Origin of the sequence: Paenalcaligenes hominis (genome assembly GCF_041359055.1) — a bacterium.
Classification (GTDB): Bacteria; Pseudomonadota; Gammaproteobacteria; order Burkholderiales; family Burkholderiaceae_B; genus Paenalcaligenes; species Paenalcaligenes hominis_A.
The window spans coordinates 461731-488496 of the sequence record NZ_JBGJKZ010000002.1 but is presented as its reverse complement, the minus strand read 5'-3'; the positions used below and the strand labels follow the sequence as shown (position 1 = coordinate 488496).

The following is a 26766-nucleotide window of genomic DNA, read 5'->3' as shown; positions in this document are numbered from 1 at the left end:
AGTAGTTATAAATTAAATTGCACAATAACCGGAGTGTGGTCAGAAGGCTGCTCGTTTGAACGCGGGTTTTTGTCTACATAGCATGCTTGGCTATGTGGTTTAAGCGCATTGGATACCAAAGCATGGTCAATACGTAACCCCGCATCGCGTCTAAATGCCCCACGGCGATAGTCCCACCAAGAAAAACCTGGGGACTCTTGGTCAAATAATCGATACGCATCATGAAGACCTAAGTCGATCAGTTTTTGCCAAGCAGCTCGTTCTGGAGCAGATACATGCACCTTGCCTTCCCATTTTTTAGGATCATGCACATCTAAATCGGTTGGGGCCACATTATAATCGCCTAAAATGGCAAGCAGGGGATAAAGTTCAAGTTGTTCTTGTAACCAGTCGTGCAAGGCGGCAAACCAGTTTAGTTTGTAAACGTATTTATCGCTTTCAAGGTCTTGACCATTAGGGCAATAAGCACTAATTACCCGTATCGGGCCCGCTGAGCTGGGATAGGTCGCTGCAATAATACGTTGTTGGTGATCCTCGAACCCGGGGATATTGCGTTGTATATCGCTCCCTGCTTGTTTGCTAATTAGTGCCACTCCATTATAGGTGGGCTGGCCCGCCCATTGGGCTTGGTAGCCTAGTTCTGCAAAGGCCTCGAGAGGAAATTTGTCTTGGGGCAATTTAAGTTCCTGCAGGCACAGTACATCAACAGGATGCGTTGTCAGCCAATCAAGTACTTGGGGGAGTCGTACACGTAAAGAGTTCACATTCCATGTTGCAAATTTCACTGCTAAAGCCCTATTAAAAATACACACTCATAGTTAAAAAACTGCACCTAAATCATAACCGATATCGAGTTAGCAGGGCTTATTGATGGCATTTGATATAGAGGAATCATTGCTCATATTTATCTAAACTATTGTATCGATTGGTTTTTTTAATTGATTTCGGTTATAATGATTATTGCTGGGGGTAAAAGGGCTTACCCCCTTAATTTTTTAGCAGGAGGTGTTTCATGGCCACAAAACGACCAACACGTCGTCGCCAGCAATTGGAAATTGAACCCCTTAACTGGGTTGCACCCGATGCACGCGCTACTCAAGAAGAGCGTGTCGAGCTTGATGAACAAGAGCAGGAAAACAAAAAAACAGCCAAAAGCTAAGTTTTTTGTCTTCATACACATAAGCGCGCAGGCATTTAGCCTGCGCGTTTTGTTTTGTGCTCAGTACAATACGTATTTAAATATGCCTACAAGGAGCTTGTTAACGCCATGCCTAATTCTGTGATTGATGATAATGATGTGACCCTGTCTGAAGAAGAGGGCGTTCGTTATTTGCATTTTGGCACGGAGTGGATTCAAGGCGCTATGCGCATGAGCCGCCCCCACGATTTAGTGCTGACGTATACGCAGCAAATGATGGCATGGTTGATGTTCCAAGATGCCGAACCCCAAGACGATTTAGCAATATTGGGCTTAGGGGCGGCCTCGCTGTTACGTTTTTGTATGAAATACACCCCGTCGCGTCTGCATACCGTGGAGTTAAATCCGCGAGTAACAGCGATGTGTAAAACCTTTTTTCGCTTGCCGGATCATGCTCGCTCGACGATTTATCACGCTGATGCGGCCCAGTGGGTGTGTGCACCAGAACATCAAGGGCGTTATGCCGCGCTGATGGTGGACTTATACGATGCGCATGCGCAAGGGCCTGTGTGTTCTTCATTAGCCTTTTATCAGCATTGTTATGCTGTGTTGGCTGAGCGCGGCATAATGAGCGTCAATTTATTTGGTGCGCATCACAGCTATGATGAAAATATAGACCATATTATGGCAGCGTTTGATGGGCAGGTATTGTTGTTGCCAGAAATAGATGAGGGCAATATCGTTGCCTTAGCTTTTAAGGGAGGGCACTTAGCCCACACCACGGCTGCCTCACTGATGCAAAAAGCAGAGCAGGTTCAAAGTGCTTATAAAATTCCTGCGCGTCAGTGGGCCAAAGCCATACTTGCCGCTCAACCTAAATAAAGTAGGTGATAATTTTGCCAGTGAAAGATACAATTTTAGCGCTTGAGTCCAAATGTATTTAATAATGGCGACTCTTTGCTGGCGTAACAGGGTTATTACCCGAGGCTACTCGATAGAAAAGCAGGTAGACTTGACCGCAATTGTATTTATTGCATCCCAAAATTGTTTAGGAGCTTCACTATGAAACGCAACAAAACACTTAAATCCTTAGTGGGCTTGGCCTTGAGTGCCAGTATATTGGCCTCTACCACTGCATTAGCGCAGGTGGTGTCCGTTTCTTCTATTGTTGAGCACCCTGCATTGGACTCAATTCGTGATGGTGTAAAACAAGCCTTAGCAGATGCTGGCTACACAGAAGACAAGGGGTTGAAGTGGCAGTTTCAAACTGCACAGGGCAATACAGCTATTGCCTCTCAAATTGCACGTAAGTTTGTAGGAGACAAGTCGGACGTTATCGTAGCTATTTCTACGCCTTCTGCACAGGCTGTAGTGGCTGCAACCAAAAGCATTCCCGTGCTTTATTCAGGGGTAACCGACCCGGTGGCTGCTCAACTTGTTCCTTCCTGGGAACCTTCAAAAACGAATGTCAGCGGTGTCTCAGACATGCTGGTGCTTGAAAAGCAACTCGATCTCATTAAAAAGGTAGCCCCCGATGCGAAAACGGTAGGCATGGTTTATAACCCTGGCGAGGCCAATTCGGTCGTTGTGGTAGAGCGCCTGCGCGAACTGCTTTCTGCTAATGACATGAATTTAGTCGAGGCCACGGCAGCGCGTACAGTAGATGTGGGGGCAGCAGCTCGCAGCCTCGTGGGCAAAGCAGATGTGTTCTACACCAATACCGATAACAATGTGGTTTCTGCATTTGAAGCTTTGGTGAAGGTAGGTAACGATTCTAAAATTCCTATTATTGCTTCGGATACCGACAGTGTAGGCCGTGGTGCTATTGCGGCATTAGGCGTTAACTATTACGACCTAGGTGTGCAAACAGGCAAGATGGTAGTTCGCGTTCTTAAAGGCGAAAAACCAGGTGATATCGCTTCGGAAACCAGCGATCAGCTCGAGTTATTTGTGAACCCCAGTGCAGCGGCAAAGCAAGGCGTAACCTTAGATGAAGCCTTTATTCAATCCGCCACTAAAATCATTGAGTAATTAAAAGCATGTGCTTCACAGGCGACCCTTATGCAGGGCTCGCCTGTTTCTTTATGAGCTGACACAAAATGTCCATCTATTCTATTTGGGGTGCACTAGAAATTGGGTTGATTTTTGGCCTGGTTGCATTAGGTGTGCTGATTTCGTTTCGTATATTGCGTTTTCCTGATTTAACGGTTGACGGTAGCTTCCCACTAGGCGGCGCTGTTGCAGCCACATTAATTACCCAAGGCTTTGATCCTTTTAGCGCTACTGCAATTGCTACCTTGATTGGTGCATGTGCGGGTATGGTTACCGGTTGGTTAAACGTGCGCTTGAAAATTATGGATTTATTGGCCAGTATTTTGATGATGATTGCGTTGTACTCCATCAATTTACGCATCATGGGTAAACCAAATGTGCCACTCATCATGGAGCCCACGGTATTTTCCATATTACAGCCGGATGCTCTTAGCGATTATATTGCGCGACCGCTTATTTTACTGGTGGTAGTTATCATTGCTAAGTTCGGTTTAGATTGGTTTTTTGGTACGCAAAAAGGCTTGGCTATGCGCGCCACCGGGTCCAATGCACGTATGGCTCGCTCACAAGGCGTAGCAACGGGCAGCATGATCTTATTAGGCATGGCGATATCTAATGCGTTGGTAGCTTTAGCGGGTGCATTATTTGCTCAATCCCAAGGAGGGGCTGATATCTCTATGGGGATCGGCACGATTGTAATTGGCTTGGCCGCTGTAATTGTAGGGGAAAGCATCTTACCTTCACGTCGTTTGGTGTATGCCACCTTAGCGGTAATTATTGGCGCAGTGCTGTATCGATTTTTTATTGCGTTGGCGCTCAATGCAGACTTTATTGGCTTAAAAGCTCAAGATCTCAACTTGGTTACGGCTATATTGGTCACTATTGCTTTGGTTATCCCTCTGCTGAAAAAACGCTTACGTACGGGTAAAAAAGGATAAAAATCATGCTTAGCGCACAAAATTTAAAACTCACGTTTAATCCAGATACCCCGATCGAGACCAAAGCCTTGCGTGGAATGAGTTTAGACATCCCGAGTGGTCAATTTGTAACAGTGATTGGTTCAAATGGCGCTGGAAAATCCACATTTTTGAATGCGGTATCTGGCGATCAGGAAGTGGATTCGGGTAAGATTCTAATTGATGATATAGATGTAACATCTATGCCTGTTTGGAATCGGGCTCAGTATGTGGCGCGGGTATTCCAAGACCCCATGGCGGGAACGTGCGAAGACCTCACCATCGAAGAAAATATGGCCTTAGCATCATGCCGAGGCATCCCAAGGCGTCTTAGCGGAGCAGTCAAAATTTCTATGCGCGACGAATTCCGCGAGCGTTTGGAAATATTAGGACTTGGCTTAGAAAATCGTCTAACAGATCGAATTGGGTTATTATCAGGTGGGCAGCGTCAAGCCGTTAGTTTATTGATGGCGGCCCTAAGACCTTCGCGTATATTACTGCTAGATGAACATACCGCTGCGCTAGATCCACGCACAGCCGACTTTGTACTTGAGCTGACTGAGCGTATAGTAACCGAAGGTCAACTTACCACGATGATGGTGACTCATAGCATGAAGCAGGCCCTTGAAGTGGGTGACCGAACTGTTATGTTGCATCAAGGACAGGTTGTTCTTGATGTCAGCGGCCCCGAGCGCCAAGGACTGCAAGTCCCCGATTTACTGGCTATGTTTGAAAAAGTGAGGGGGGAAACAATTACCGATGATGCTTTATTGCTCGGTTAATTGCTTACCACTCGCATCGGCGCCTTAACGGCGCCGATGTTTTTCTGCGTTATTAATTTTAATTAACAAGTTTGGGTATGTGTTCAAGTTATTACTATGTTGTTTTACCTAAACCTCAGGAGTTAATCCATGTCTAATGTTCGCCGTGTGGCGTGGCACCCGCTACGCGTAGTTCTGATTTCGGCCACGCTTTTAGTGGCCGCGTGTGGTGAAAAACCACAACAGCAAGATATGGCGGGCATGAAAATACCTGTAAATGTGGTGCAGGTACAACCTGAGGTCACTCCTATTTTTGTCGAGTTACCAGGCCGTGTAGAAGCCATCGAGGAAGCCCAGGTGCGTGCCCGTGTTAACGGGGTGGTAGAGGCCATTAACTTTGAACAAGGTGCCGAAGTCAAAGAAGGTGATTTGCTCTTTACTATTGACTCTGCTCCGTATGTGGCTGCACGAGACCAAGCGTTAGCACAAGTAAGAAACGCAGAGGCAGCGGCCAAAACAGCTAACTCCTTAGCGCAGCGCTATGGCAAATTAATTAACGAAAACGCCATCAGCCGCCAAGAATACGACAATGCTATGGCTGAAGTGCAACAAAGTCGGGCCAATATTGAATTAGCTAAAGCTGGCTTGAAAACGGCAGACATTAATTTGGGCTATACCAAAGTGACAGCCCCAATCAGTGGTCGTATAGGTAAAGCTGAAATCACTAAGGGCGCGTTGGTTAGTGCTACCCAAGCTACCCATTTAGCAACCATCCAACGCATTGACGAGCTATATGTGGATATTAGTCGTCCCGTTGGCGAAGTGCTTGCCATACGTAAAGCCATAGCAGAGGGCAAACTCAAAGCCGATGATCAAGGCCAAGCCCCTGTTAAAGCAATTTTCGATGATCGCAGCGAGTACTCAGAGCAGGGCAAACTGCTGTTTTCTGGGGTTGCCGTCGACCCATCAACCGGTCAGCTAAACATGCGTGCTTTGTTCCCCAATCCCAATCACGACTTGCTGCCAGGTATGTTTGTGCGTGTGCGCCTAGAGCAAGCAATTAGCGAGAATGCATTATTGGTGCCAACACAGGCCGTGCAATATGCGACTAATGGTGCCACCTCACTCATGGTGGTTGAAGAAGGGGTGGTTAAAGCTGTACCTGTCAAACTAGGTAACCAAGTCGACGGTCGTATTATGGTGACCGAAGGGCTAGAGCCAGGGGCGACTGTTATTGTGGCGGGTTTCCAAAAAATTCGTCCTGGCGCACCAGTGCAACCGATGCCATGGCAGGACGGGGCTGACTCAGAAACACCCGCGGCTTCTACCACTGCTGATAACGGATAAATTTTATGCCACAGTTTTTTATTGATCGTCCCATTTTTGCGTGGGTCGTTGCTTTGGGCATCAGCTTATTGGGCTTGTTATCCTTGCCCAATATGCCTATATCGCAGTATCCCGAGGTAGCACCCCCGACTATTTCCATTACCGCCACTTACCCAGGCGCATCTGCTGAAGACGTTGCCAGTAGCGTAGCCAGTGTAATTGAAAATGAACTAAACGGTTCCCCTGGTCTTTTGTACTACGAGTCTGTTAGTGATTCATATGGTCAGACCAATATTCTTGCCACTTTTGAGCCTGGTACAGATCCTGATATGGCTCAGGTTGATGTACAAAACCGCGTGGCTAATATTACGTCAACATTACCTGCGGCAGTGGTGCAGCAGGGTCTAAAAATCGAGAAAAGTAACACTGGCTTTTTGCTGGTAGTGGCTGTGTCTTCGACTGACGGCACTTTAGATCAAACGGAGTTGGCCGATTACATTAAGCGTAATGTGCAAAACGCCATATCTCGTGTACCAGGCGTAGGTAAATTTCAACTGTTTGCTGCTGGGCGTGCGATGCGTGTGTGGGTTGATCCCGAGCAGCTCGTTAGCTATAACCTCAGCATGGCTGAAATCAATGCCGCTTTAGCGCAACAAAACGTATTGGTCTCTGCAGGTATCTTAGGCTCCCCTCCAAACCCTAACTCACAACGTGTTACGGCACCTATTGTGGTTAATGGTCAGTTACGTACCGCAGAAGAGTTTGGTAACGTGGTTTTGCGTGCCAATCCAGACGGTTCCTCAGTGCGCCTTAAAGACGTGGCGCGCGTAGAGGTGGGTGCCGATAACTATCAGTTCGGTGCGCGTTTAAATGGTCACACCACTGCGGCGTTTGCTGTGTCCTTAGCACCTGATGCCAATGCCTTATCCACAGCTAAAGGCATTCAAGCCAAAATGGAAGAGCTATCTGAATTCTTCCCTGCTGGTATTCGTTACGATATTCCCTACGACACCTCTCCTTATATTGAAACCTCCATTGAACAGGTTGTTCATACCTTAATTGAAGCGTTGGTGTTGGTGTTTATTGTGATGTATGTGTTTTTACAAAACATCCGTTACACCGTCATTCCAGCCTTAGTCGTACCAGTTGCTATTTTAGGTGCTTTGGCTGTAATGAACGCTTTGGGCTTTTCCATTAACGTACTGACTATGTTCGCTATGGTATTAGCGATTGGTATTTTGGTGGATGATGCGATTGTGGTGGTGGAAAACGTCGAGCGCATCATGGCCGAAGAGGGGCTCAGTCCCAAAGAGGCAACCATCAAAGCCATGCCACAAATTAGTGGTGCTATTGTTGGTATTACTTTGGTTTTGTCGGTTGTGTTCTTGCCGCTGGCGTTTATGTCTGGCTCAGTGGGGGTTATTTACCGTCAGTTTGCCGTGGCTATGGCGGTCTCTATTATGTTTTCGGGCTTTTTAGCTCTGGCCTTTACTCCAGCTTTATGTGTAACTATTTTAAAACCCATTCCTAAAGGGCAGCATGGTGCAGAAAAGCGTGGGTTTTTCGGGTTGTTTAATCGTTTTTTTGGCAAAATCACGCACGGTTACATGCGCTTTGTAGGCGTTAGCTTAAAAGGCGTTGGTCGCATGATGTTGGTGTACCTGCTTCTAGTGGTGCTATTGGGCTGGGCTTATATGCGTATGCCCACGGCTTTCTTGCCCGAAGAGGATCAGGGTTTTGTGTTGGCTAACATCGAATTGCCTGCCGGCTCTACCGCAAACCGAACCGTAGAGATCATTGAGCACGTCGAGCAATACTTTAAAGATCAACCACAGGTTAAAGACATTGTGGCGGTTCAAGGCTTTAGCTTTAACGGTAACGGTCTGAACTCGGCTATTGCTTTTGTGACACTTAAAGACTTTAGTGAGCGTCGAGGAGCAGATGACTCCGCAGGAGCAATAGGCAATAAAGCCATGCAAAATCTGCTATATGGCTTGCCTGACTCCATGGTGTTTGCTCTGGTGCCTCCAGCAATTAGCTCTTTGGGTAATGCTGCTGGTTTTGATATGCGCCTCGAAGACCGAGCAAGCTTAGGTCAAGCTCAATTACTTGAAGCTTCACAACAATTGTTGCAGCTGGCTGCCCAAAGTCCTGTGTTAACACAAACTCGTATTACAGGACTCAGCCCAGGCCGTCAATGGAGTCTTACCATTGATCGTGAAAAAGCCGCGGCACAAGGGGTTAACTTTGACGAGGCTGCCAACCTTATATCTACTGCATTAGGTGGTGCTTATATTGGTAAATACACGAATGCAGGCTGGGTAGAAAATATTTGGGTGCAGGCCGAAGACCGGTTCCGCATGAATATCGAGGATGTTTTAAAGCTCAACGCAAAAAACAACCAAGGGGAAATGGTTCCGCTAAGCACTTTTGTGACGGCTCAGTCCGAGTTGGCTCCTGTCCAAGTGGTACGCTACAACAGCTATGAGTCGATCCGTATTGGCGGTTCTGCGGCTCCTGGTTACACCACCGGTGAAGCCATGGCGGAAATGGAGCGTCTAGTAGCGCAGCTGCCAGATGGGTTTGGTTACGATTGGACTGGTTTGTCTTATCAAGAAATTCAAGCCTCCGGCCAAAGCTTAATCCTGATGGGTTTGGCTATCTTGGTGGTGTTTATGCTGCTTTCCGCGCTCTACGAGAGCTGGGCAATTCCATTGGGGGTCATGCTGGCTGTGCCGCTCGGTATGTTGGGTGCGGTGTTGTTAGTGTCTGCAATGGGTATGGCTAACGACGTGTATTTCCAAGTCGGTATGGTCACCGTTATTGGTCTATCAGCTAAAAACGCTATTTTGATTATTGAGTTTGCTAAAGACGCTGTGGCGCGTGGTGGGGATTTAATTGAATCAACCATCGAGGCAGCCCGTATGCGTTTCCGTCCAATTATTATGACCTCATTTGCATTTATCTTAGGCGTAACCCCCTTAGCGCTTTCAACCGGGGCAGGGGCTGCTAGTCAGAACGCAGTCGGATTGGGCGTAGTGGGCGGGATGCTTGCTGCAACACCTTTGGCAGTGATGTTTGTGCCCGCATTCTTTGTGGCGGTGATTAAAGTATTTAAAACCAAGCCTCGATTACTAGGAGCACAAGCTAAAGAGTTTGAGTCCACAGGAGATAAAGCATGAGTTTAGGCATTAAAACCAGTTTGACGGCTTTGCCTGCTGCGTTGGTGTTAGCAGGGTGTTCATTTGCCCCTGTGTATGAGCGGCCTGCCGCACCCGTTGCTGAGCAGTTTGATGCCAGCACACCCGTGGCAGATAGCTCGGCTTTAGATCAGTTAGGGTGGCAAACCTTTTTTACCGACCCCCAGTTGCATGCCTTAATTCAATTGGCTTTGGTTAACAATCGTGATTTGCGCATTGCGGTAGATCGTATTAGCGAAGCACAAGCCCAGTTTGGGGTGGTACAAAGCGAGCGTTTCCCGTCCATTGGGGCGGGGGCAAACGCGCAAGTGACACGAAACCCTGCTGATTTACGCCAAGGTGGGCCGGATTCTCCTGCGATTAGTCGTTACTTCCAAGCAGGGGTAGGGGTGACTTCGTTTGAGTTTGATTTTTTTGGGCGTGTACGCAATCTTAGCGAAGCAGCTTACGAGCAATACTTGGCTACAGAACAAGCTCAGCGTACGGTACGTATTAATCTTATTGCGCAGTTAGCAGAAGCCTATTTTCGTATGCGCACGGCAGAGCAACTGTATGACTTAACGCAATCCACTTTTGCCAGTCGCGAGCGTTCTTACAAGTTGGTGAAATTGCGTTATGACGTAGGCAGCGCATCTGACTTAGAGCTTAATCAGGCGGTAATGCAGCTAGAAAGCGCCAAGGCCGATGCGCAACAAATGCAACGAGCCCAAAAACAAGCCTTTAATGCATTAACGTTATTAGTTGGTACGCCTATTCCTGACGATTTGCCAGCTGGCACTGCATTTGGTAGAGAGCAGGTTGTGGCAGATATTCCCGTAGGTTTGCCGTCTAGCTTGCTGGAGCGTCGCCCAGATATTTTAGCTGCTGAGCATCAGCTCAAAGCGGCGTATGCGAATATTGGCGCGGCTCGGGCTGCTTTTTTTCCTAACATCTCCATCACTGGCATGCTAGGTTTTGCTAGCCCTTCACTCGGTGCTTTATTTGATTCGGGCCGCACGTTTTGGCAGTATTCTCCACAAATCACTACGCCTATCTTTGCAGGGGGAGCCCTGCGCGGCAATTTAGACTTAGCCAAAGCACGTCAATCCATTGCCGTCTCCACTTACGAAAAGACCATTCAAACGGCTTTTAAAGAAGTGGCTGATGCGTTGGCAGGCGAGCAGACCTATGCCGAGCAGTTGAATGCATTACGTGCTACAGAAAAAGCGGCGGCAGAAACAGTTCGTTTAGCTAACCTGCGTTATGAAACGGGCATAGATAGCTTCTTGCAAGTCCAAACAGCTGAGATCAATCTGTACGCTGCCCAACAGCGATTTGTGCAGACCGGCATGGAATCTTTGTTAAACCGTGTTATGTTGTATAAAGCCCTTGGGGGCGGTTGGCAATTGGATAGTATTGAATAGGACTTTTAATGATTGAATTAGGTGTCAATATCGATCATGTTGCAACCTTGAGGCAACAACGTTTAACTTCTTATCCTGATCCCATTCTGGCTGCAGTGCGTGCCGAGGAGTCGGGTGCGGATTTAATCACATTACATTTACGCGAAGACCGACGTCATATCCAAGATGCGGATGTATACGCTATGCGTAAAGCCATTCGCACACGTATGAATCTTGAGTGTGCCATTACAGACGAAATGCTTGCTATTGCATGCGATGTTAAACCCGAAGATGTGTGTTTGGTGCCTGAAAAACGTAACGAGCTCACCACTGAAGGGGGGCTGGATGTCATAACACATTTTGACTCTGTGCATGCAGCCGTAAAAAAACTGCAAGCGCACGGTATTCGTGTTTCATTATTTATCGATGCGTGTGTAGAGCAAATCGAAGCCGCACACCGCGCGGGTGCAACAGTTATTGAATTGCATACTGGTGCTTATGCTGATGCCAAAGACGAGGCCACCGCACAACACGAATTGGAGCGTATTCGAACAGGTGCTGCACACGGTGTAAAGCTGGGCTTGCGTGTTAATGCGGGTCATGGCTTGCATTATGGCAATGTACAAGCTGTTGCGGCCATTCCTGGTGTTGCTGAGCTCAATATTGGGCATGCGGTGGTTGCACAGGCCATCTTCGATGGCTGGGATAAAGCCGTCCGCGATATGAAAGCATTAATTCGCTCTGCCACTTACTAAGAGGTGCTATGTCTGTTTTATCTACTTTATTAAGCCGTAGCTCGACAAAGCTCATCCAAGGGCCGGGTCCATCCGAAGAGGAAATTCAGCAGATTTTAGCTACTGCAATGTGCGCGCCCGATCATGGTCGTTTACGCCCATGGCGTTTTAAACGCATCCAAGGCGAGGCCATTGCGCAATTGGCTGAGTTGGCAGTTAAAACCTTAGAGGCAGAGTCTAAGCCGCTGAATCCCACTAAAGAAAAAACGATGCGCGACTGGCTAGGCCGTGCACCATTGGTGCTAGCAGTGGCTTCGTATGTGGATCACAGCAATGACCGCATCCCCCAGCACGAACGTATGTTAGCCACTGGGGCTGCAGTTATGAATATCTTGAATGCCGTGCATGCGTTGGGTTACGGAGCCTTCTGGAGTACCGGAATTGGTACCTATACTCATGGTGTGCCCCAAGCATTGGGTTTTGATGCGCTGGAATACGAATTTTTGGGTTTTGTGGTGATAGGTAGTTTGTCGGAACCGCTCAAGCCTAAAGAGCGACCTGCCGTCTCAGACCATGTTTCGGTCTGGGAACCTAACGTTTAATATGTAATCAGGGGCTTTCGAGCCCCTTTAATATTGGGCACTCAGGGCGATCATCGCCGTGACATTGCTGCGTCAGCTCGCGTAATATAGCTGCCATTTGTTGAAGTTGTAAGGCTTTGGACTCCAGTTCGTGAATATGTTGCTCTGCCAGTTGTTTGACATGAGCGCTAGAGCGATGGTGGTCTTGCCACAAGGCTAATAAATTACGGATTTGCTCTAAGGAAAAACCAAGTTTGCGTGCTTGAGCAATAAAAAACAAGGTATGTAAATCCTGTTCATTATAAATGCGGTAGCCATTATCAGTCCGTGGCGCGGCATGCAATAAGCCTTTGCTCTCGTAGTCACGAATTTGTTTATTGCTTAGGCCACTATGAGCGGCTGCCTGACTGATGCTATAGGTGCTCATGATTTTTATCAATTAATTACGATTTAACGGTTTTTGTTGTCTCTAGAATAGAGGCGAGTAAACATGGTTATGTTAGGCTAGAGTAAACGACTAAATGAAAATCGCCAAGACGTAGCCATATAGACGTTTATTTATTTACCCGTTTATTAAGGAAATACCAGAATGAAAAAAGAGTTTATCGTGCCTGATATGACATGTGGGCATTGTGTCAAAACGATTACTGAAGCCATTCACGCGTTCTCTCCCCAAGCTAAAGTGACCGCGGATACGGCCACTCATTGGTTAACGGTGGAAGCAGAGAAAGTCGAAGCACAAGAAGTCATGATGAAGCTGCAAGCGGCTGGTTTTAACCCGCAGTTGGCTTAATACCTAATCCATAGACCCAAACTCAAGCGAGGTAAAGCATATGCAACAACGCGAGGTAGATGTCGTCGTTATTGGTGCAGGCACGGCAGGCATGACGGCTTATAAGGCAGCTAAAAAAGCCGATAAACAGGTAGTACTGATTGAGTCCGATCATTACGGCACAACATGCGCTCGCGTGGGGTGCATGCCGTCAAAACTACTTATTGCTGCTGCAAACGCAGCCGCTGCAGTTGCGCAAAGCCATGAGTTTGGGGTGAATGTGAAATCGGTGCATATTGATGGTAAAGCGGTAATGCAGCGCGTGCGCGATGAGCGTGATCGTTTTGTAGGCTTTGTACTTAAAGACATCGACTCTATTCCTGCTGCAGACAAAATTCGAGGCTGGGCCAAGCTACTTGATGACCATACTGTGCAAGTCGACAATCACACTCGCATCACCACAAATAGTGTGGTTTTGGCGACTGGCTCATCTTCGTTTGTTCCTGATGAGCTTCTGAATGCGGGCGATAGGCTGATTCAAACGGATGATGTGTTTTACTGGCAAGACTTACCAAAACGTATTGTGGTGGTAGGGGCGGGTGTGATAGGTCTTGAATTAGGCATTGCCTTACAGCATTTGGGTGTTGAGGTAGTGATCTTAAACCGAGGTCAGCGCATGGCAGGTATTAGCGACCCTAAAGTGCTTAGCTATGCACAGCAGGTTTTTGGGCAGACGGTACAGCTTGAATTTGATGCTCAGGTAACCGGCACAGAGATTAAAAACAACCAAGTCATTGTGCATTACACGCAAAAAGGGCAAGCGCACCAAGTGCATGCTGATTTTGTACTAAGTGCTGCAGGGCGCAGGCCTAATGTGGCAAATTTAGGCTTAGAGAATACTTCGGCACAGCTTGATAAAAAAGGCATGCCGCAATTTGATAAAAGTACGTTGCATATTTCCCATACGCCTTTGTTCTTCGCGGGTGATGCAAATGCTTTGCATCCGTTATTGCATGAAGCGACAGACGATGGTTATCAGGCTGGAGCCAATGCGGCCCATTGGCCTCAGACACCTAAAGCTGTTGCTCGGCGTGCGCCTTTATCCATTGTGTTTAGCGAACCGCAGATATTAAAAGTAGGGCAAGCTTATGCCGAGCTTGATCCAGAGCAAATACAAATTGGTGCGGTGGACTTCGCCAATCAGGGGCGGTCACGTATTATGTTGAAAAACTCAGGCTTGCTACGTGTTTATGCGGACAAACAAAACAATCGCTTTTTGGGGGCGGAAATGGTGGGGCCAGCGGCCGAGCACCTAGCGCATTTATTGGCATGGTGTTTGCAAATGGAGCTAACCATTCAGCAAATGATAGCTATGCCTTTTTACCATCCGGTAATTGAAGAAGGGCTACGCACAGCATTGCGTGATGTAGCCCAGAGCAAAACCTAAAGCAAAGTACGAACTTTTTCTACCAAGGCTTCTACCTCTTCGGAGTCTGAAGCCAAATAGCGAGCTTTGCCTTTAGCATCGAAGAAATACACGCCCCGGCTGTGTGAGACCTCGTAGGCGTTTGGGTTATGCCCCCGTGGCTTTTCTATTTGATAGGCAACCCGATAACGCCGCGCCAGCTCGGCAATATGTTGAGGTGTACCCGTTAAGCCCACCGCATAGCGATCATCAAAATTTTCTACGTATTCTTGAAGCATAGGGGCGGTATCACGATGTGGGTCTACGCTAACAAATAAAATACGTACTTTTTCTGCATCGTCCCCTAATTTTTCCATTACATCGGCAAGCTGTGCCATAGAGGTGGGGCAAATGTCAGGGCAGTTTGCGTAACCAAAGAACATTAATACCACTTTACCGCGCACGTCTTTTTCAGTGAACTCGGGTTTATGCGCCGAAATCAAGTTGAACTTGAGATCGGGCATAAAGCCACGCACGGTATGAATCTGAGAGCTCGCCACACTTAATTGAGCTAAGCCCAGTCCGATTAAAAGAAAAATAGAAGCAAATAAGCGTTTCATAATCGTTAAGCGGCGGTTTCAATTAGGCCACTGTGACGTAAGAGCGCATCAGGTGACGGCTGGCGACCTCTGAATGCATAAAAGCTTTCAGCAGCAGGGCGCACCCCTCCGATAGCCAAAACCTGATCCCTAAATAAACGCCCTGTGGCTTTGTCTAGGGTGTTGCGGCTGCCGTCTTCTAGAGTGGAGGCGTTTTCCTCAAAAGCGGCATACGCATCTGCTGACAAGACCTCGGCCCATTTATAGCTGTAATAACCTGCGCCGTAACCGCCGGCAAATAAATGAGAGAAGGCGTGTGGGAAACGGTGCCATGTCGGGGGTAAGATTACTGCGACTTCGCTGCGTACTTGATCCAGCGTAGCAAGCACTTGCGTAATGGTGAGGCCTTGAGTTTGGTGATGTACCAGCATATCGAATAAGGCAAACTCAACCTGACGCACCATTTGCATACCGCTTTGGAAGTTTTTGGCTGCTAATAGTTTTTGGTAAAGCTCAAAAGGCAATGACTCGTGTGTGTCTATATGCGAGGAAAGCGTAGTTAATACGGGGAACTCCCAGCAGAAGTTCTCCATAAATTGAGACGGTAACTCGATGGCATCCCACTCAACGGCCGCAAAAGCGGATACGTCTGGTTCATCCACAGTAGAGAGTAAGTTATGCAGAGCATGGCCGCTTTCATGGAATAGGGTGATGACATCGTCGTGCGTTAGCAAAGCAGGCTTGTTGTCCTGGGGAGAGCTAAAGTTACAAATCAAATAGGTGACAGGTAAGTGCAAACCGGTAGCAGTACGACGACGGCTACGCTCGCTATTTACCCAAGCTCCGCCCTGTTTGCCCGCTCGGGCATATAAATCTATGTATAAATAGCCAATGCACTGCTCTTGATCATTAAATACTTCGTAAGCACGTACATCGGGGTGCCAAGTAGAAAGGTTGGCCGCTTTAATACGTACGCCAAACAAGGTGTGAGCTACCTCAAAGAGGCCGGTTAAAACTTGGGGCTCAGTAAAGTATTGCTTGATTTCGTCTTCTGAGTAGTTGTATTGAGCTTGACGCAATTTTTCTGACACATAAGCAGCATCCCACGGTTCAAAGGAATGGATGCCAAGGGTCTGGGCGTAGGTCCTGAGTTGCTCTAGGTCTTTACGCGCAAAAGGCAAAGCCCGTTGAGCCAAGTCGTGTAAAAAGTGGACTACCTCATCTGCATTATCTGCCATGCGAGTTTCGAGTCGTAGCTCTGCAAAGCTGTTGTAGCCTAAAAGCTGGGCTTCTTCGGCACGCAACGCTAAGAGGTTTTCAATGACGCTGGAGTTGTCTAGCTCGGGTTTGTCAGCTTGATCGGAAGCAATAGTGGCATACGCTTTGTAGACGGTATGTCGTAGCTCTCGGTTGTCAGCGTATTGCATTACCGGTAAATAGCTGGGCATTTTTAGAGTAATTTTCCAACCTTCTTTTTTATCTGCGGCGGCAGCTTCAGCGAAAGCGGAAAGTACATCATTAGGAATACCAGACAGTTGTGCGGGATCGGTAATATAGAGCGCCCACTGATCCATACTGTCGAGCACATTTTCAGAAAAGCGTTGAGAGGCCTGAGCTTGTTGTTCGGAAATATCACCGTACCGTGCACGATCTTGGCCTTGTAGCTCTACACCGCCCAGACGGAAATCGAGCAAAGCCAGCTCGATGGTGCGTTTTTGTTCGGCATTGTATTGAGCAAAAACAGGGGCTTGGGCTAAAGAGAGGTACTGTTGATATAGCCCGTGATGCTGCCCTAACCACGTTGAAAATTCGGTGATTAATGGCAAGCATTGCGTTTTGGCTTCGCGTAACGCTGGGCTGTTAATAACGGAGTTGAGATGACCAACAATGGTCCAAGCGCGCCACAACTGTTCTGTTGCATCGTGCAGAGCCGGTACAGTTGACTCCCATGTGGCCGTTGATTGGTGTGCAATGGTATCGACGGCGCTGCGAGCTTGTGCCAGCAATTGTTTAATAGCCGGTTCAATATGAGCAGCATCAATAGCAGCATAATCAATTAATTGGTCAATAGGAGCTAACAAGGGGTTAGTCATAATCTACAACTCGTTTGAATTTAATGGGTTAAAAGACGCTCAGCCGCTTCGACGGTATTTACCAAAAGCATGGCTATAGTCATGGGGCCGACACCACCAGGCACTGGCGTAATAGCACCAGCTACCGGCAAGGCTGACTCGAAGTCCACATCCCCGGCTAGCTTGCCTGTTTCCAGGCGATTAATGCCTACATCAATAACTGTAGCACCAGGTTTAATCATGTCCCCAGTAATCATATGGGGACGACCTACTGCAACAACAAGGATGTCAGCACGTGAGGTATGAGCACGCAGGTCTTTGGTTTTGCTATTGCAGAGGGTAACAGTGGCACCTTCGGCTTGTAAGAGCAGTGCCATAGGTTTGCCGACAATATTGCTAGCACCTACAACTACTGCTTCGGCACCTCGAAGCGTGACCTGTTCGTCTTCAAGCATTTTCATTACGCCATAGGGCGTGCAAGGCCGAAATAGCGGTTTGCCGGTAAGCAATAAGCCCGCATTGCTAATATGAAAACCATCAACATCTTTGTTAGCATCAATGGCTTCAATTACAGCGTGTTCATCGAGTCCAGCTGGTAGAGGCAGTTGAACCAAAATGCCATGCACGGTGGTGTCATGATTGAGCTGGGTGATGAGTTCGAGCAAGTCTGCCTGTGTGGTGTCAGCCGCTAAGCGGATAACGTTCGAGTTCATTCCGGCTTGCTCGCATGCAAGGGCTTTATTACGCACATATACATGCGAGGCAGGATCATCGCCCACTAGGACGACAGTTAGGCCGGGTGTGATGCCTTGGTCTTTGAGTTTTGTGACACGCTCGGCGACTTCGGATCGAACGCGCTGCGCTAAGGCTTTGCCATCAATTAGGCGCGCACTGCTAGAACTCATATTAGTTTTCTCCAGTTTTAGCTAAAGCTATTTTCATAAGATCGGCCACCGTGGTGACCTCGAGTTTTTCCATAATATTGGCGCGATGGGCTTCGACCGTTTTGATACTGATGTTTAAATCACCAGCGATTTGTTTGTTTAGTCGGCCCGCAACAATGCGTTCTAGTACTTGCTGTTCACGAGCGGTGAGTCGAGATAAAACAGCTTCGTGGTTACGTAACTGAGCGGCTTGTGAGGCTTGCTCAATGGCCTGTTCGGTCATGCGGGCCACAATGGCACGTAAGTCGGCTTCGTTAAATGGTTTTTCAAGGAAATCAACGGCACCTTTTTTCATTGTGGTGACCGCCATGGGCACATCGCCGTGACCTGTAATAAACACCATGGGTAGGGTAGATTTACGAGCAATGAGCGTTTCTTGAAGTTCAAGACCGCTCATTCCTGGCATGCGCACATCCACAATAAGCACACCGATCTGGTCGGAATCGTAGTGCTGTAAGAACTCCTCTGCCGAAGAAAAACATTTCACTCGGTAGCCGTTGGCCTCGAGCAACCAGCGCAAGGAGTCACGGACGGCCTCATCATCATCTACGATAAAAATAGTACAAGCTAATTGGGTACTGCTCATGCTTAAATCTCCTCGTTGTGAGTAGTGAGATGGCTTGGGTCTGCGGGCTTTGCGCAAGGGAGAGTAAAACGGAAAACCGTCCCACCCTCTGGATTATCGGTAGCCCATAATCGGCCATGATGTGACTCGATAATGGTTCTACAAATATTTAGCCCCATACCTAAACCTTCGCTTTTTGTACTGTAAAAGGGCTCAAAAAGACGCTCTGGATCTTTTAAGCCATAGCCACGGTCAACCACTGCTATCTCCACAATGTTACCTTCTTGGGGAGTAACATAAACGTGTAAAATAGGATAGTCGCTGTCTTCCATGGCTTCAATCCCGTTTTTAAGTAAGTTTAGTAATACTTGCTCTATAAGTATTGGGTCAGCAAATACATCAGGCAGTGGGTCAGGAAGGCTGAGCTCTAAACTAATTTGGCGTTTTCGGGCATCAATGTCAGCAAAAGCAACGGCATTTTCTAAAATAGGCAAGAATGGAACCTGTTGACGTCGCGGTTCACTGCGTTTAACGAATTCTCGGATTCGGCTGATGATTTTGCCTGCGCGTTCGGCCTGATGAGCGGCTTTTTCTAACGCCTCTACCAGTGTTTCAGGATTGTAACGTCCTGATTTTATCATAGCGACTGCACCCATACTGTAATTGCTAATAGCAGTAAGCGGTTGATTTAGTTCGTGCGCTAAAGACGAGGCCATCTCACCCATCGTAGTAAGACGGCTGGTTAGTTGAGCTTTTTCTTGTTGAATGCGTGAAGCCTCTTCATGTTCACGCCGCTCGGTAATGTCGCGGGCAACTTGAAGACGAACACGGCGGCCATCGGTCCATGCCAGCATACGGTGGTGTACTTCAAACCAACGTTGTGCTGATAAGGAAAAAAGCTCTACTGTTTCGTCAGTAAATCGTCCCAGACGTCCGCCCATTAGCTCGGCGTGGCCGTTTGCCTGAGCACCAAATATGCGTCTATAGGTACGATTTGCAAATAATAGTTCTAAGCCTTCGGGGGTGTCAGCTACCACGGAAATGGCATCGTCTAGACCTTCTAGCACTGTCATAAAGCGCTCATGCGCAGCCGTAAGCGCTTCGCGAATGCGTTTGGGCTCGGTGATATCGGTCATGGAAGTCATCCAGCCAATTTGCTCACCATTGGGCGCGCGTAGGGGGGACACATACATACGAGCCGTAAAACGTGAACCATCACGGCGTTGAGCCTCGAGTTCGAGTCCGCTGCTTGGCGTGCGCCCCGACATAAGCAATTCGAGAATGTCTTCGTGTTGCTGATGTCGACCCGCTAGCCAATAAGGAAAAGGAGCGGTACGGCCAATTAAGTCGGCTTCATTCCAGCCGATCATGCGACAAAAGGCCGGGTTAACATAGGCAATACGGCCATACATATCAAAGACGCGCATCCCTGTGGACATGGAGTTTTCCATCGCGCGCCTAAACCCTGTTTCTGCAATAAGTGCGGCTTCGGCGTGAGAGCGAAATCGGGTGTAACGCCAGAGCGCAAGTAAACTGAAAATAATTACTAGTGACAGTGCTAATACCACCAAGAACAGTCGTTGCTGTCGTATTTCTTGATCGATGGTGACAAACATGACACTGTCATTTTGTAAACGCTGGAGCCAAAAAAAAGCACCCATCACACAGAGGTATAGGATGAGTACGATGACTGGCGTTAACCAATAAAAGCCCCGCCGGCTTTGTCGAGCTTGCTCGTAGAAGGTGGTCGGAATTAACGACTTTTTAGAATGATTAGGCATAGCAGCATAAATAAAGACCAAGACGTATTGTAAGCGGAATTAGAGCTAAATGGTTACCACGTTTTTTTCACATTATGAAAACACGTATCATAAAATGAAAATTTGCTTGAGCCTTTAGGTTTTCTTTCTTAGAATAACTGAAACATAATCCTGCTAGTGGTTTTGTGTTTTGCGGTTCGTGGCGCATAACAAGGTATAGTGAAAATAATCAGTTAAGACTTGTTGATACGGACTTCATATTCATTCTCATGGAGACACGCTTTATGTCCTCTCTAGATCAAGCACCCAACTCGGCAAATGAAAGTCATGATGAAGCCCTAGAAACCCAAGAGTGGTTAGAGGCTTTAGAAGCAGTCTTAGACCGTGAAGGTCCAGCCCGAGCCCATTATCTTATTGAGCGTTTGACCGATATTGCGCGACGCTCAGGCTCTAGAATTCCTTATTCTCCTTATACCGCTTATGTGAACACGATTCCTGTGGGTTTAGAACCCAAATACCCAGGGGATCCGGTAGTAGAGGAGCGCATTCGTTCTTATATTCGTTGGAACGCCATGGCTATGGTGGTTAAAGCCAACCAAGTCACACCACCCGATGGCGGTTCACTGGGTGGTCATATCGCTTCATTTGCATCATTAGCGACTATGATTGAATGTGGTCAAAACCACTTCTGGAAAGCAGATGCAAACGGCGAGGGCGGTGATCTGGTGTATTTCCAAGGTCATACCTCACCTGGTATGTATGCGCGTGCCTACCTAGAAGGCCGCCTTAACGAAGAGCAACTAGATAATTTCCGTCAAGAAGTCGACGGCAAAGGCTTATCGTCGTACCCACATCCTAAATTAATGCCAGATTTTTGGCAGTTTCCTACTGTTTCAATGGGCTTAGGCCCCTTGATGGGCATTTATCAAGCACGCTTTTTAAAATACATTCATGCGCGCGGTATTGCTGATACCTCTCATCGCAAAGTGTGGGTTTTTTTAGGCGATGGCGAAATGGATGAGCCCGAGTCTTTAGGTGCCATCGGCTTAGCTGCGCGTGAAAACCTGGATAACCTCATTTTTGTAGTGAACTGTAACCTACAACGTCTGGATGGTCCTGTGCGTGGTAATGGCAAGATCATTCAAGAACTCGAGGGAGTATTCCGCGGTGGTGGCTGGAACGTCATCAAGCTAATCTGGGGTGGGTATTGGGATCCACTTTTAGCACGCGATAAAGAAGGTATTTTGCGTCAGGTCATGGAAGACACCATCGATGGCGAGTACCAAGCCTACAAAGCCAACGATGGGGCGTATGTGCGCGAACATTTCTTTGGTAAACACCCCAAATTGCTAGAGATGGTCAGTCGTATGAGCGATGAAGACATCTGGCGTCTCAATCGTGGCGGTCATGATCCCTATAAGGTGTATGCTGCGTTTGATTCCGCAACCAAGCACAAAGGCCAGCCTACCGTTATTTTAGCCAAGACCATTAAAGGCTACGGTATGGGCCATGTAGGACAAGCAAAAAACCCCACACATCAGCAAAAGAGTCTAGATGTGGAGTCCATTCGCGAGTTTCGCGATCGTTTTAATATTCCTATTCCTGACGATCGTCTCGAAGAGGTGCCTTACTTTAAGCCCGCACCAGACTCTCCCGAGATGAAATACTTGCACGAGCACCGTTTAGCATTAGGGGGATATTTACCAAAACGTCGTGTTAAAGCGGATGAGCATTTGCCAACCCCCGAATTAGGCGCGTTTAAAGCTATATTAGAACCCACAGCAGAAGGCCGTGAAATCTCTACCACCCAGGCTTTTGTCCGTTTCCTTAACCAATTGTTGCGTGACAAGCAGCTTGGTCCACGTGTTGTGCCTATTTTGGCCGATGAATCGCGTACTTTCGGTATGGAGGGCTTATTCCGCCAAATTGGTATTTATGCTCCCGAAGGTCAGAAGTACACACCTGTAGATAAAGATCAGGTCATGTACTATCGCGAAGTTGAAAATGGACAATTGCTCCAAGAAGGCATTAACGAATTAGGTGCATTTAGTTCATGGATTGCGGCAGCAACCTCGTACTCCAGCAACAATCGAATCATGATCCCGTTTTTCATTTACTACTCCATGTTTGGTTTCCAGCGTTTTGGCGACCTAGCATGGGCAGCGGGTGATATGCAAGCGCGTGGTTTTGTCTTGGGTGGCACTGCGGGTCGTACGACATTAAATGGTGAAGGGCTGCAGCACGAAGACGGTCAAAGTCACATTCAAGCCTCCGTTATACCTAATTGCGTATCCTACGATCCTACTTTTGCCCATGAGGTCGCAGTGATTTTGCGTGACGGCTTACGTCGCATGGTTGAAAACCAAGAGGATGTGTATTTTTACCTAACGCTGATGAATGAAAACTACGCACAGCCAGGTCTTAAAGACGGAGACGAGGAAGGCATCTTGCGTGGTATGTACAAATTTAAATCGACCGAAGGTGAGCACCGCGTTCAATTAATGGGCTCAGGTACGATTTTGCGTGAAGTGATTGCGGCGCAAGACTTGCTAGTCAAAGACTGGGGTATTGGTTCCGACGTCTGGAGCGTTACGAGCTTTACCGAGCTACGTCGAGAAGGCTTAGATTGCGAACGCTATGCGCTATTGAATCCAACAGCTAAAGATATCCCTGTGCCATACGTAACCCAGCAGTTGCAGCAAACTGAAGGTCCTATTGTGGCGTCTACAGACTACATCAAGACCTTTGCCGACCAAATTCGTGCTTTTGTGCCAGAGGGTCGCACTTATCGTGTATTGGGTACCGATGGCTATGGTCGTTCAGATTTCCGCTCCAAGCTACGTTCTCACTTCGAGGTAGATCGTCACTTTGTGGTGCTGGGTGCGTTACGGGCGTTGGCGGATGAGGGCAAGATCGAGATGGATAAAGTCATCCAGGCCATGGAAAAATACGGAATTGATCCAAATAAACCCAACCCACATCACGTTTAATTGGGGAGATAATCATGAGTGAAACGATTCAAGTCATTGTTCCCGATATCGGTAGTGATGAGGATGTAGATGTTATTGAAATCCTAGTCCAAGAGGGAGACAGCGTTGAGGTCGATCAAAGCTTAATTACCGTTGAGTCAGATAAAGCCTCAATGGAAATTCCCTCTTCTCACGCTGGAGTGGTGCAATCCATTAAAGTAAAGCTGGGTGACAAGGTACGTGAAGGCTCCTTAATTCTTGAGCTAGGCGCGGCGGCTACAGCCGGTACTGCCCCAACAGAAGCATCGGCCGAAGAAGGTGCTGCTCCGGCTGCGGCAGCAGCGCCTGAGCCTAAAGAGCCTGACTCTACTGAAGCATCCTCTCAGACTATAGTGGTACAAGTGCCTGATATTGGCGATGCGCACGATGTGGATGTGATCGAGGTGCTGGTAGAGACTGGTGATCACATTGATGTGGACCAAAGCATTATTACCCTTGAAACCGAAAAAGCGTCCATGGAGGTTCCCTCCACTCACGCCGGTACAGTACAAAAAGTCTTGGTGAAGGTGGGCGATAAGGTATCACAAGGTGCAGATTTGCTTGAGCTGACCATAAGCGCAGCGGCAGGCAAGGCTGCAAGCCCAGACACAAAAGCGGCTGCCGCTCCAGAGTCTAAAACAGCTGAGCCTGCCTCTACTGAGTCTAAACCTGCCGAGACAGCAAAGACCGCAGCGCCTGCTGTGGTTAGCACTACTGCAGGTGAAATGGCATCTGTGCCACCTCAACGTCAATCACCCACCTCGTCATTTGCTGATGCAAATGTGCCTTTACGCAATTTGCCGCATGCTTCGCCATCAGTGCGTAAATTTGCCCGTGAATTAGGGGTAGATTTAAATCTGGTATCGGGTACAGGTAGCAAAGGGCGTATTAAGCCCGAGGACGTGCGCAACTTTGTTAAACAAGCTTTAGCAGGTGGCGCAGCCGCCACAAGTAGCTCAGCCGCTGCAACGGTCTCTGGCGATTTTCAGGTGTTGCCATGGCCCAAGGTTGATTTCAGTCGCTTTGGCGAAGTAGAAACTCAGCCTTTATCCCGCATTAAGAAAATTTCTGGTGCTAATTTGCATCGTAATTGGGTCATGATTCCTCATGTTACTAATAACGATTTGGCAGATATCACAGATTTAGAGGCCTTCCGCCAACAACTTAATGCAGAAGGGAAAAAGTCGGGTGCAGCAACGCGCTTAACCATGCTGGCATTTATTATCAAAGCATGTGTAGCCGCGCTAAAAAAATACCCCGAGTTCAATGCCTCTTTAGATGGCGATAATCTCGTTCTGAAAAAATACTTTCATATTGGTTTTGCAGCCGATACTCCTAATGGGTTGGTGGTACCTGTTATTAAGGATGCGGATAAAAAAGGCATTATGGATATTGCCCAAGAAACCGGCGAGCTTGCCGCACTAGCTCGTGATGGTAAGTTATCCGCTGCGCAAATGCAGGGTGGGTGCTTCACTATTTCCTCCTTGGGGGGTATAGGTGGCACGGACTTTACTCCTATTATTAATGCGCCCGAGGTGGCTATTTTAGGTGTATCCCGTTCTAGCATGCAGCCTATTTGGAATGGTAAAGACTTTGAGCCACGTTTAATGTTGCCTTTGTCTCTGTCTTATGACCATCGCGTTATTGATGGAGCGGCAGCAGCACGTTTTAACGCCTATCTAGGGCAATTGCTTGCTGATTTCCGTCGCATCGTCCTATAAAGGAGCAGACTATGAGTGCACAAGATATTGTGATACCCAACATTGGTGACTTCGATCAGGTCGATGTGATTGAGGTGCTGGTTCAGGTGGGCGATGAGGTAGCAGTGGATCAAAGCTTAATTACCGTTGAGTCTGACAAGGCCTCAATGGAGATCCCATCCTCTCATGCGGGTACGGTCAAAGAAGTATTAGTGAACGTTGGCGATCACGTTACTGAAGGATCAGTAATTGTTCGCCTTGAAAGCAGTGCAACGGAGGCCACACCTAAATCCGAACCCAAAGCAGCTGCTGAAACCAGTGCTGCCACACCCGTAGCGGCTAGTACTACAGCCGCTACGGCGGATGTCCCTAGTGATGCTTACGATGTGGTGGTGCTAGGGTCGGGCCCAGGCGGCTACTCTGCAGCTTTTAGAGCTGCCGATCTAGGGCTAAGAGTGGCTTTGGTGGAGCGTTATGGCACTTTGGGCGGTGTGTGTTTAAATGTGGGATGTATTCCTTCTAAAGCATTACTGCATACGGTTGGCGTTTATGAAGCAGCGCAAAGCTTAAAAGAGCAAGGCATTCATTTTGGTGATGCCAGTGTAGATTTAGAGCAATTGCGCGGCTACAAAGACAAAGTCATCGGCAAGCTAACAACAGGCCTAGCAGGTATGGCTAAAGCTCGTAAGGTGGACGTGGTGACTGGTGTAGGGCGTTTTACTAGCCCCCATCAATTACGTGTTGAAAGCAGTGACGGTGCGACCGAGCTTAGCTTTAAGTCAGCCATTATTGCAGCCGGTAGCCAAGCCGTGCATTTGCCCTTTTTACCCGAGGATGAGCGTATTGTCGATTCCACGGGTGCGCTAGAGTTAAAAGCCGTACCAGAGCGTATGCTTCTTATTGGTGGTGGCATTATTGGTCTAGAAATGGGTACAGTGTATTCTGGTTTAGGCGCACGCTTGGATGTAGTGGAAATGCAGCCCGGTTTGATGCAAGGTGCTGACCGAGATCTGGTTCGCGTTTGGCAAAACATGAATAAACATCGTTTTGATGCCATTATGCTAAATACCAAAACGGTATCCGCCGAAGCTAAAGAGGACGGTATCTGGGTTCAGTTCGAAGGCGAGGGCGCACCTACAGAGCCACAACGTTACGACTTAGTGCTTCAAGCCGTAGGGCGTATTCCAAATGGCAAAAAAATTGGCGCGGATGCCGCAGGTGTACAAGTAGATGAGCGCGGGTTTATTGCCGTGGATAATCAAATGCGTACTAACGTACCGCATATTTATGCCATTGGTGATATTGTCGGTCAGCCTATGCTTGCGCATAAAGCGGTTCATGAGGCTCACGTAGCGGCAGAAGTTATTGCGGGTCAAAAATCTTTCTTTGATGCACGTGTTATTCCATCAGTCGCCTACACCGACCCAGAGGTGGCGTGGGTAGGTCTGACCGAAGACGAAGCCAAAAAACAAGGCATAGCCATTGAAAAAGGTCTATTCCCTTGGCAAGCCTCAGGTCGTGCGATTGCAAATAATCGTGATGAAGGTTTTACAAAATTGCTCTTTGATGCCGAAACCAAGCGTATTTTGGGTGGCGGTATTGTTGGTGTAGGGGCTGGTGACTTAATCAGTGAAATTGCTTTGGCAATTGAGATGGGTGCTGATCAAGTTGATATTGCCAGCACGATTCATCCGCATCCAACACTGGGTGAATCCGTCGGAATGGCCGCTGCGGCGTCATTAGGTGCATGTACTGACATACCTCCTGCTCGACGTAAATAGCGTTAAGTGGTTTTATTCTGTGCGGTAGGT

22 protein-coding genes are annotated in these 26766 nt (G+C 47.8%); 15 read left to right on the top strand and 7 right to left on the bottom strand.

Features of this window, described 5'->3' with window-relative positions:
• Window positions 1-5 precede the first annotated feature (5 nt).
• Window positions 6-785 carry an exodeoxyribonuclease III gene (xth, locus tag ACBP46_RS06220; protein WP_371015872.1) on the bottom strand — a complete coding sequence of 260 codons (780 nt, stop codon included), beginning with the start codon at window positions 783-785 and terminating at the stop codon, window positions 6-8.
• 227 nt (window positions 786-1012) lie between these two features.
• Between xth and ACBP46_RS06215 the strand changes: the two genes are divergently transcribed.
• From ACBP46_RS06215 to ACBP46_RS06170, 10 genes are all read left to right on the top strand, one after another.
• A complete protein-coding gene (locus ACBP46_RS06215; RefSeq protein ID WP_159436808.1) occupies window positions 1013-1159 on the top strand; it encodes a hypothetical protein in 147 nt (48 codons plus the stop codon).
• 108 nt (window positions 1160-1267) lie between these two features.
• Window positions 1268-2020: a spermidine synthase gene (locus tag ACBP46_RS06210; protein WP_371015871.1), complete on the top strand. Its 753-nt coding sequence runs from the start codon at window positions 1268-1270 to the stop codon at window positions 2018-2020.
• A 180-nt stretch (window positions 2021-2200) separates the two neighbouring features.
• Window positions 2201-3169, top strand: a complete 969-nt coding sequence (locus ACBP46_RS06205) for an ABC transporter substrate-binding protein (protein WP_371015870.1) — start codon at window positions 2201-2203, stop codon at window positions 3167-3169.
• 68 nt (window positions 3170-3237) lie between these two features.
• Window positions 3238-4128, top strand: coding sequence for an ABC transporter permease (locus tag ACBP46_RS06200; RefSeq protein ID WP_371015869.1), 891 nt, complete (start codon window positions 3238-3240; stop codon window positions 4126-4128).
• A gap of 5 nt (window positions 4129-4133) precedes the next feature.
• Window positions 4134-4928: an ABC transporter ATP-binding protein gene (locus ACBP46_RS06195; protein ID WP_371015868.1), complete on the top strand. Its 795-nt coding sequence runs from the start codon at window positions 4134-4136 to the stop codon at window positions 4926-4928.
• 129 nt (window positions 4929-5057) lie between these two features.
• A complete protein-coding gene (locus ACBP46_RS06190; protein ID WP_371015867.1) occupies window positions 5058-6254 on the top strand; it encodes an efflux RND transporter periplasmic adaptor subunit in 1197 nt (398 codons plus the stop codon).
• A gap of 5 nt (window positions 6255-6259) precedes the next feature.
• Window positions 6260-9415, top strand: a complete 3156-nt coding sequence (locus ACBP46_RS06185; RefSeq protein ID WP_371015866.1) for a multidrug efflux RND transporter permease subunit — start codon at window positions 6260-6262, stop codon at window positions 9413-9415.
• Window positions 9412-10836: an efflux transporter outer membrane subunit gene (locus tag ACBP46_RS06180; protein WP_371015865.1), complete on the top strand. Its 1425-nt coding sequence runs from the start codon at window positions 9412-9414 to the stop codon at window positions 10834-10836. Before ACBP46_RS06185 ends, ACBP46_RS06180 begins: the two co-directional genes overlap by 4 nt.
• 8 nt (window positions 10837-10844) lie before the next feature.
• Window positions 10845-11570 (top strand): pyridoxine 5'-phosphate synthase, encoded by a 726-nt coding sequence (locus ACBP46_RS06175; protein ID WP_371015864.1) that lies wholly within the window; start codon window positions 10845-10847, stop codon window positions 11568-11570.
• A gap of 8 nt (window positions 11571-11578) precedes the next feature.
• Window positions 11579-12151 carry a nitroreductase family protein gene (locus tag ACBP46_RS06170; protein WP_371015863.1) on the top strand — a complete coding sequence of 191 codons (573 nt, stop codon included), beginning with the start codon at window positions 11579-11581 and terminating at the stop codon, window positions 12149-12151.
• Between the two features lie 7 nt (window positions 12152-12158).
• Here ACBP46_RS06170 and cueR read toward each other — a convergent pair whose 3' ends face one another.
• The gene (gene cueR / locus ACBP46_RS06165; protein WP_371015862.1) at window positions 12159-12557 is read right to left on the bottom strand and encodes a Cu(I)-responsive transcriptional regulator; all 399 of its coding nucleotides are present in this window, start codon (window positions 12555-12557) and stop codon (window positions 12159-12161) included.
• 162 nt (window positions 12558-12719) lie between these two features.
• Between cueR and ACBP46_RS06160 the strand changes: the two genes are divergently transcribed.
• Both ACBP46_RS06160 and ACBP46_RS06155 read left to right on the top strand, forming a co-directional pair.
• Window positions 12720-12923, top strand: coding sequence for a heavy-metal-associated domain-containing protein (locus ACBP46_RS06160; protein WP_371015861.1), 204 nt, complete (start codon window positions 12720-12722; stop codon window positions 12921-12923).
• Between the two features lie 40 nt (window positions 12924-12963).
• Window positions 12964-14349 carry a dihydrolipoyl dehydrogenase gene (locus ACBP46_RS06155; protein WP_371015860.1) on the top strand — a complete coding sequence of 462 codons (1386 nt, stop codon included), beginning with the start codon at window positions 12964-12966 and terminating at the stop codon, window positions 14347-14349.
• On the opposite strand, the gene ACBP46_RS06150 is transcribed toward ACBP46_RS06155, so the two are convergent.
• From ACBP46_RS06150 to ACBP46_RS06130, 5 genes are read right to left on the bottom strand one after another with little or no spacing between them, the layout of a single operon-like run.
• Window positions 14346-14927, bottom strand: coding sequence for an SCO family protein (locus ACBP46_RS06150; RefSeq protein ID WP_371015859.1), 582 nt, complete (start codon window positions 14925-14927; stop codon window positions 14346-14348). The two genes, ACBP46_RS06155 and ACBP46_RS06150, sit on opposite strands and share 4 nt — an antisense overlap.
• Window positions 14928-14932: 5 nt before the next feature.
• Window positions 14933-16999 carry a M3 family metallopeptidase gene (locus ACBP46_RS06145; RefSeq protein WP_371015858.1) on the bottom strand — a complete coding sequence of 689 codons (2067 nt, stop codon included), beginning with the start codon at window positions 16997-16999 and terminating at the stop codon, window positions 14933-14935.
• Window positions 17000-17019: 20 nt separating this feature from the next.
• Window positions 17020-17883: a bifunctional methylenetetrahydrofolate dehydrogenase/methenyltetrahydrofolate cyclohydrolase FolD gene (folD, locus tag ACBP46_RS06140; protein ID WP_371015857.1), complete on the bottom strand. Its 864-nt coding sequence runs from the start codon at window positions 17881-17883 to the stop codon at window positions 17020-17022.
• 1 nt (window position 17884) lies between these two features.
• A complete protein-coding gene (locus tag ACBP46_RS06135) occupies window positions 17885-18508 on the bottom strand; it encodes a response regulator transcription factor (RefSeq protein WP_371015856.1) in 624 nt (207 codons plus the stop codon).
• A gap of 2 nt (window positions 18509-18510) precedes the next feature.
• Window positions 18511-20268: a PAS domain-containing sensor histidine kinase gene (locus tag ACBP46_RS06130; protein ID WP_371015855.1), complete on the bottom strand. Its 1758-nt coding sequence runs from the start codon at window positions 20266-20268 to the stop codon at window positions 18511-18513.
• Window positions 20269-20531: 263 nt separating this feature from the next.
• Here ACBP46_RS06130 and aceE point away from each other — a divergent pair, with 263 nt between their 5' ends.
• From aceE to lpdA, 3 genes are read left to right on the top strand one after another with little or no spacing between them, the layout of a single operon-like run.
• On the top strand, window positions 20532-23237 hold the full coding sequence (gene aceE, locus ACBP46_RS06125) for a pyruvate dehydrogenase (acetyl-transferring), homodimeric type (protein ID WP_371015854.1): 2706 nt from the start codon (window positions 20532-20534) through the stop codon (window positions 23235-23237).
• A 14-nt stretch (window positions 23238-23251) separates the two neighbouring features.
• Window positions 23252-24976 (top strand): dihydrolipoyllysine-residue acetyltransferase, encoded by a 1725-nt coding sequence (aceF, locus tag ACBP46_RS06120; protein WP_371015853.1) that lies wholly within the window; start codon window positions 23252-23254, stop codon window positions 24974-24976.
• Window positions 24977-24987: 11 nt separating this feature from the next.
• Entirely contained in the window at window positions 24988-26736 is a 1749-nt protein-coding gene (gene lpdA / locus ACBP46_RS06115; protein ID WP_371015852.1) for a dihydrolipoyl dehydrogenase, read from the top strand.
• The last annotated feature ends 30 nt before the right edge of the window (window positions 26737-26766 follow it).

Bases quoted from the DNA above. Each gene is read 5' to 3' on its own strand.
- ACBP46_RS06215 (WP_159436808.1), top strand. From the start codon at position 1,013: ATGGCCACAAAACGACCAACACGTCGTCGCCAGCAATTGGAAATTGAA.
- ACBP46_RS06210 (WP_371015871.1), top strand. From the start codon at position 1,268: ATGCCTAATTCTGTGATTGATGATAATGATGTGACCCTGTCTGAAGAA.
- ACBP46_RS06205 (WP_371015870.1), top strand. From the start codon at position 2,201: ATGAAACGCAACAAAACACTTAAATCCTTAGTGGGCTTGGCCTTGAGT.
- ACBP46_RS06200 (WP_371015869.1), top strand. From the start codon at position 3,238: ATGTCCATCTATTCTATTTGGGGTGCACTAGAAATTGGGTTGATTTTT.
- ACBP46_RS06195 (WP_371015868.1), top strand. From the start codon at position 4,134: ATGCTTAGCGCACAAAATTTAAAACTCACGTTTAATCCAGATACCCCG.
- ACBP46_RS06190 (WP_371015867.1), top strand. From the start codon at position 5,058: ATGTCTAATGTTCGCCGTGTGGCGTGGCACCCGCTACGCGTAGTTCTG.
- ACBP46_RS06185 (WP_371015866.1), top strand. From the start codon at position 6,260: ATGCCACAGTTTTTTATTGATCGTCCCATTTTTGCGTGGGTCGTTGCT.
- ACBP46_RS06180 (WP_371015865.1), top strand. From the start codon at position 9,412: ATGAGTTTAGGCATTAAAACCAGTTTGACGGCTTTGCCTGCTGCGTTG.
- ACBP46_RS06175 (WP_371015864.1), top strand. From the start codon at position 10,845: ATGATTGAATTAGGTGTCAATATCGATCATGTTGCAACCTTGAGGCAA.
- ACBP46_RS06170 (WP_371015863.1), top strand. From the start codon at position 11,579: ATGTCTGTTTTATCTACTTTATTAAGCCGTAGCTCGACAAAGCTCATC.
- cueR (WP_371015862.1), bottom strand. From the start codon at position 12,557: ATGAGCACCTATAGCATCAGTCAGGCAGCCGCTCATAGTGGCCTAAGC.
- ACBP46_RS06160 (WP_371015861.1), top strand. From the start codon at position 12,720: ATGAAAAAAGAGTTTATCGTGCCTGATATGACATGTGGGCATTGTGTC.
- ACBP46_RS06155 (WP_371015860.1), top strand. From the start codon at position 12,964: ATGCAACAACGCGAGGTAGATGTCGTCGTTATTGGTGCAGGCACGGCA.
- ACBP46_RS06150 (WP_371015859.1), bottom strand. From the start codon at position 14,927: ATGAAACGCTTATTTGCTTCTATTTTTCTTTTAATCGGACTGGGCTTA.
- ACBP46_RS06145 (WP_371015858.1), bottom strand. From the start codon at position 16,999: ATGACTAACCCCTTGTTAGCTCCTATTGACCAATTAATTGATTATGCT.
- folD (WP_371015857.1), bottom strand. From the start codon at position 17,883: ATGAGTTCTAGCAGTGCGCGCCTAATTGATGGCAAAGCCTTAGCGCAG.
- ACBP46_RS06135 (WP_371015856.1), bottom strand. From the start codon at position 18,508: ATGAGCAGTACCCAATTAGCTTGTACTATTTTTATCGTAGATGATGAT.
- ACBP46_RS06130 (WP_371015855.1), bottom strand. From the start codon at position 20,268: ATGCCTAATCATTCTAAAAAGTCGTTAATTCCGACCACCTTCTACGAG.
- aceE (WP_371015854.1), top strand. From the start codon at position 20,532: ATGTCCTCTCTAGATCAAGCACCCAACTCGGCAAATGAAAGTCATGAT.
- aceF (WP_371015853.1), top strand. From the start codon at position 23,252: ATGAGTGAAACGATTCAAGTCATTGTTCCCGATATCGGTAGTGATGAG.
- lpdA (WP_371015852.1), top strand. From the start codon at position 24,988: ATGAGTGCACAAGATATTGTGATACCCAACATTGGTGACTTCGATCAG.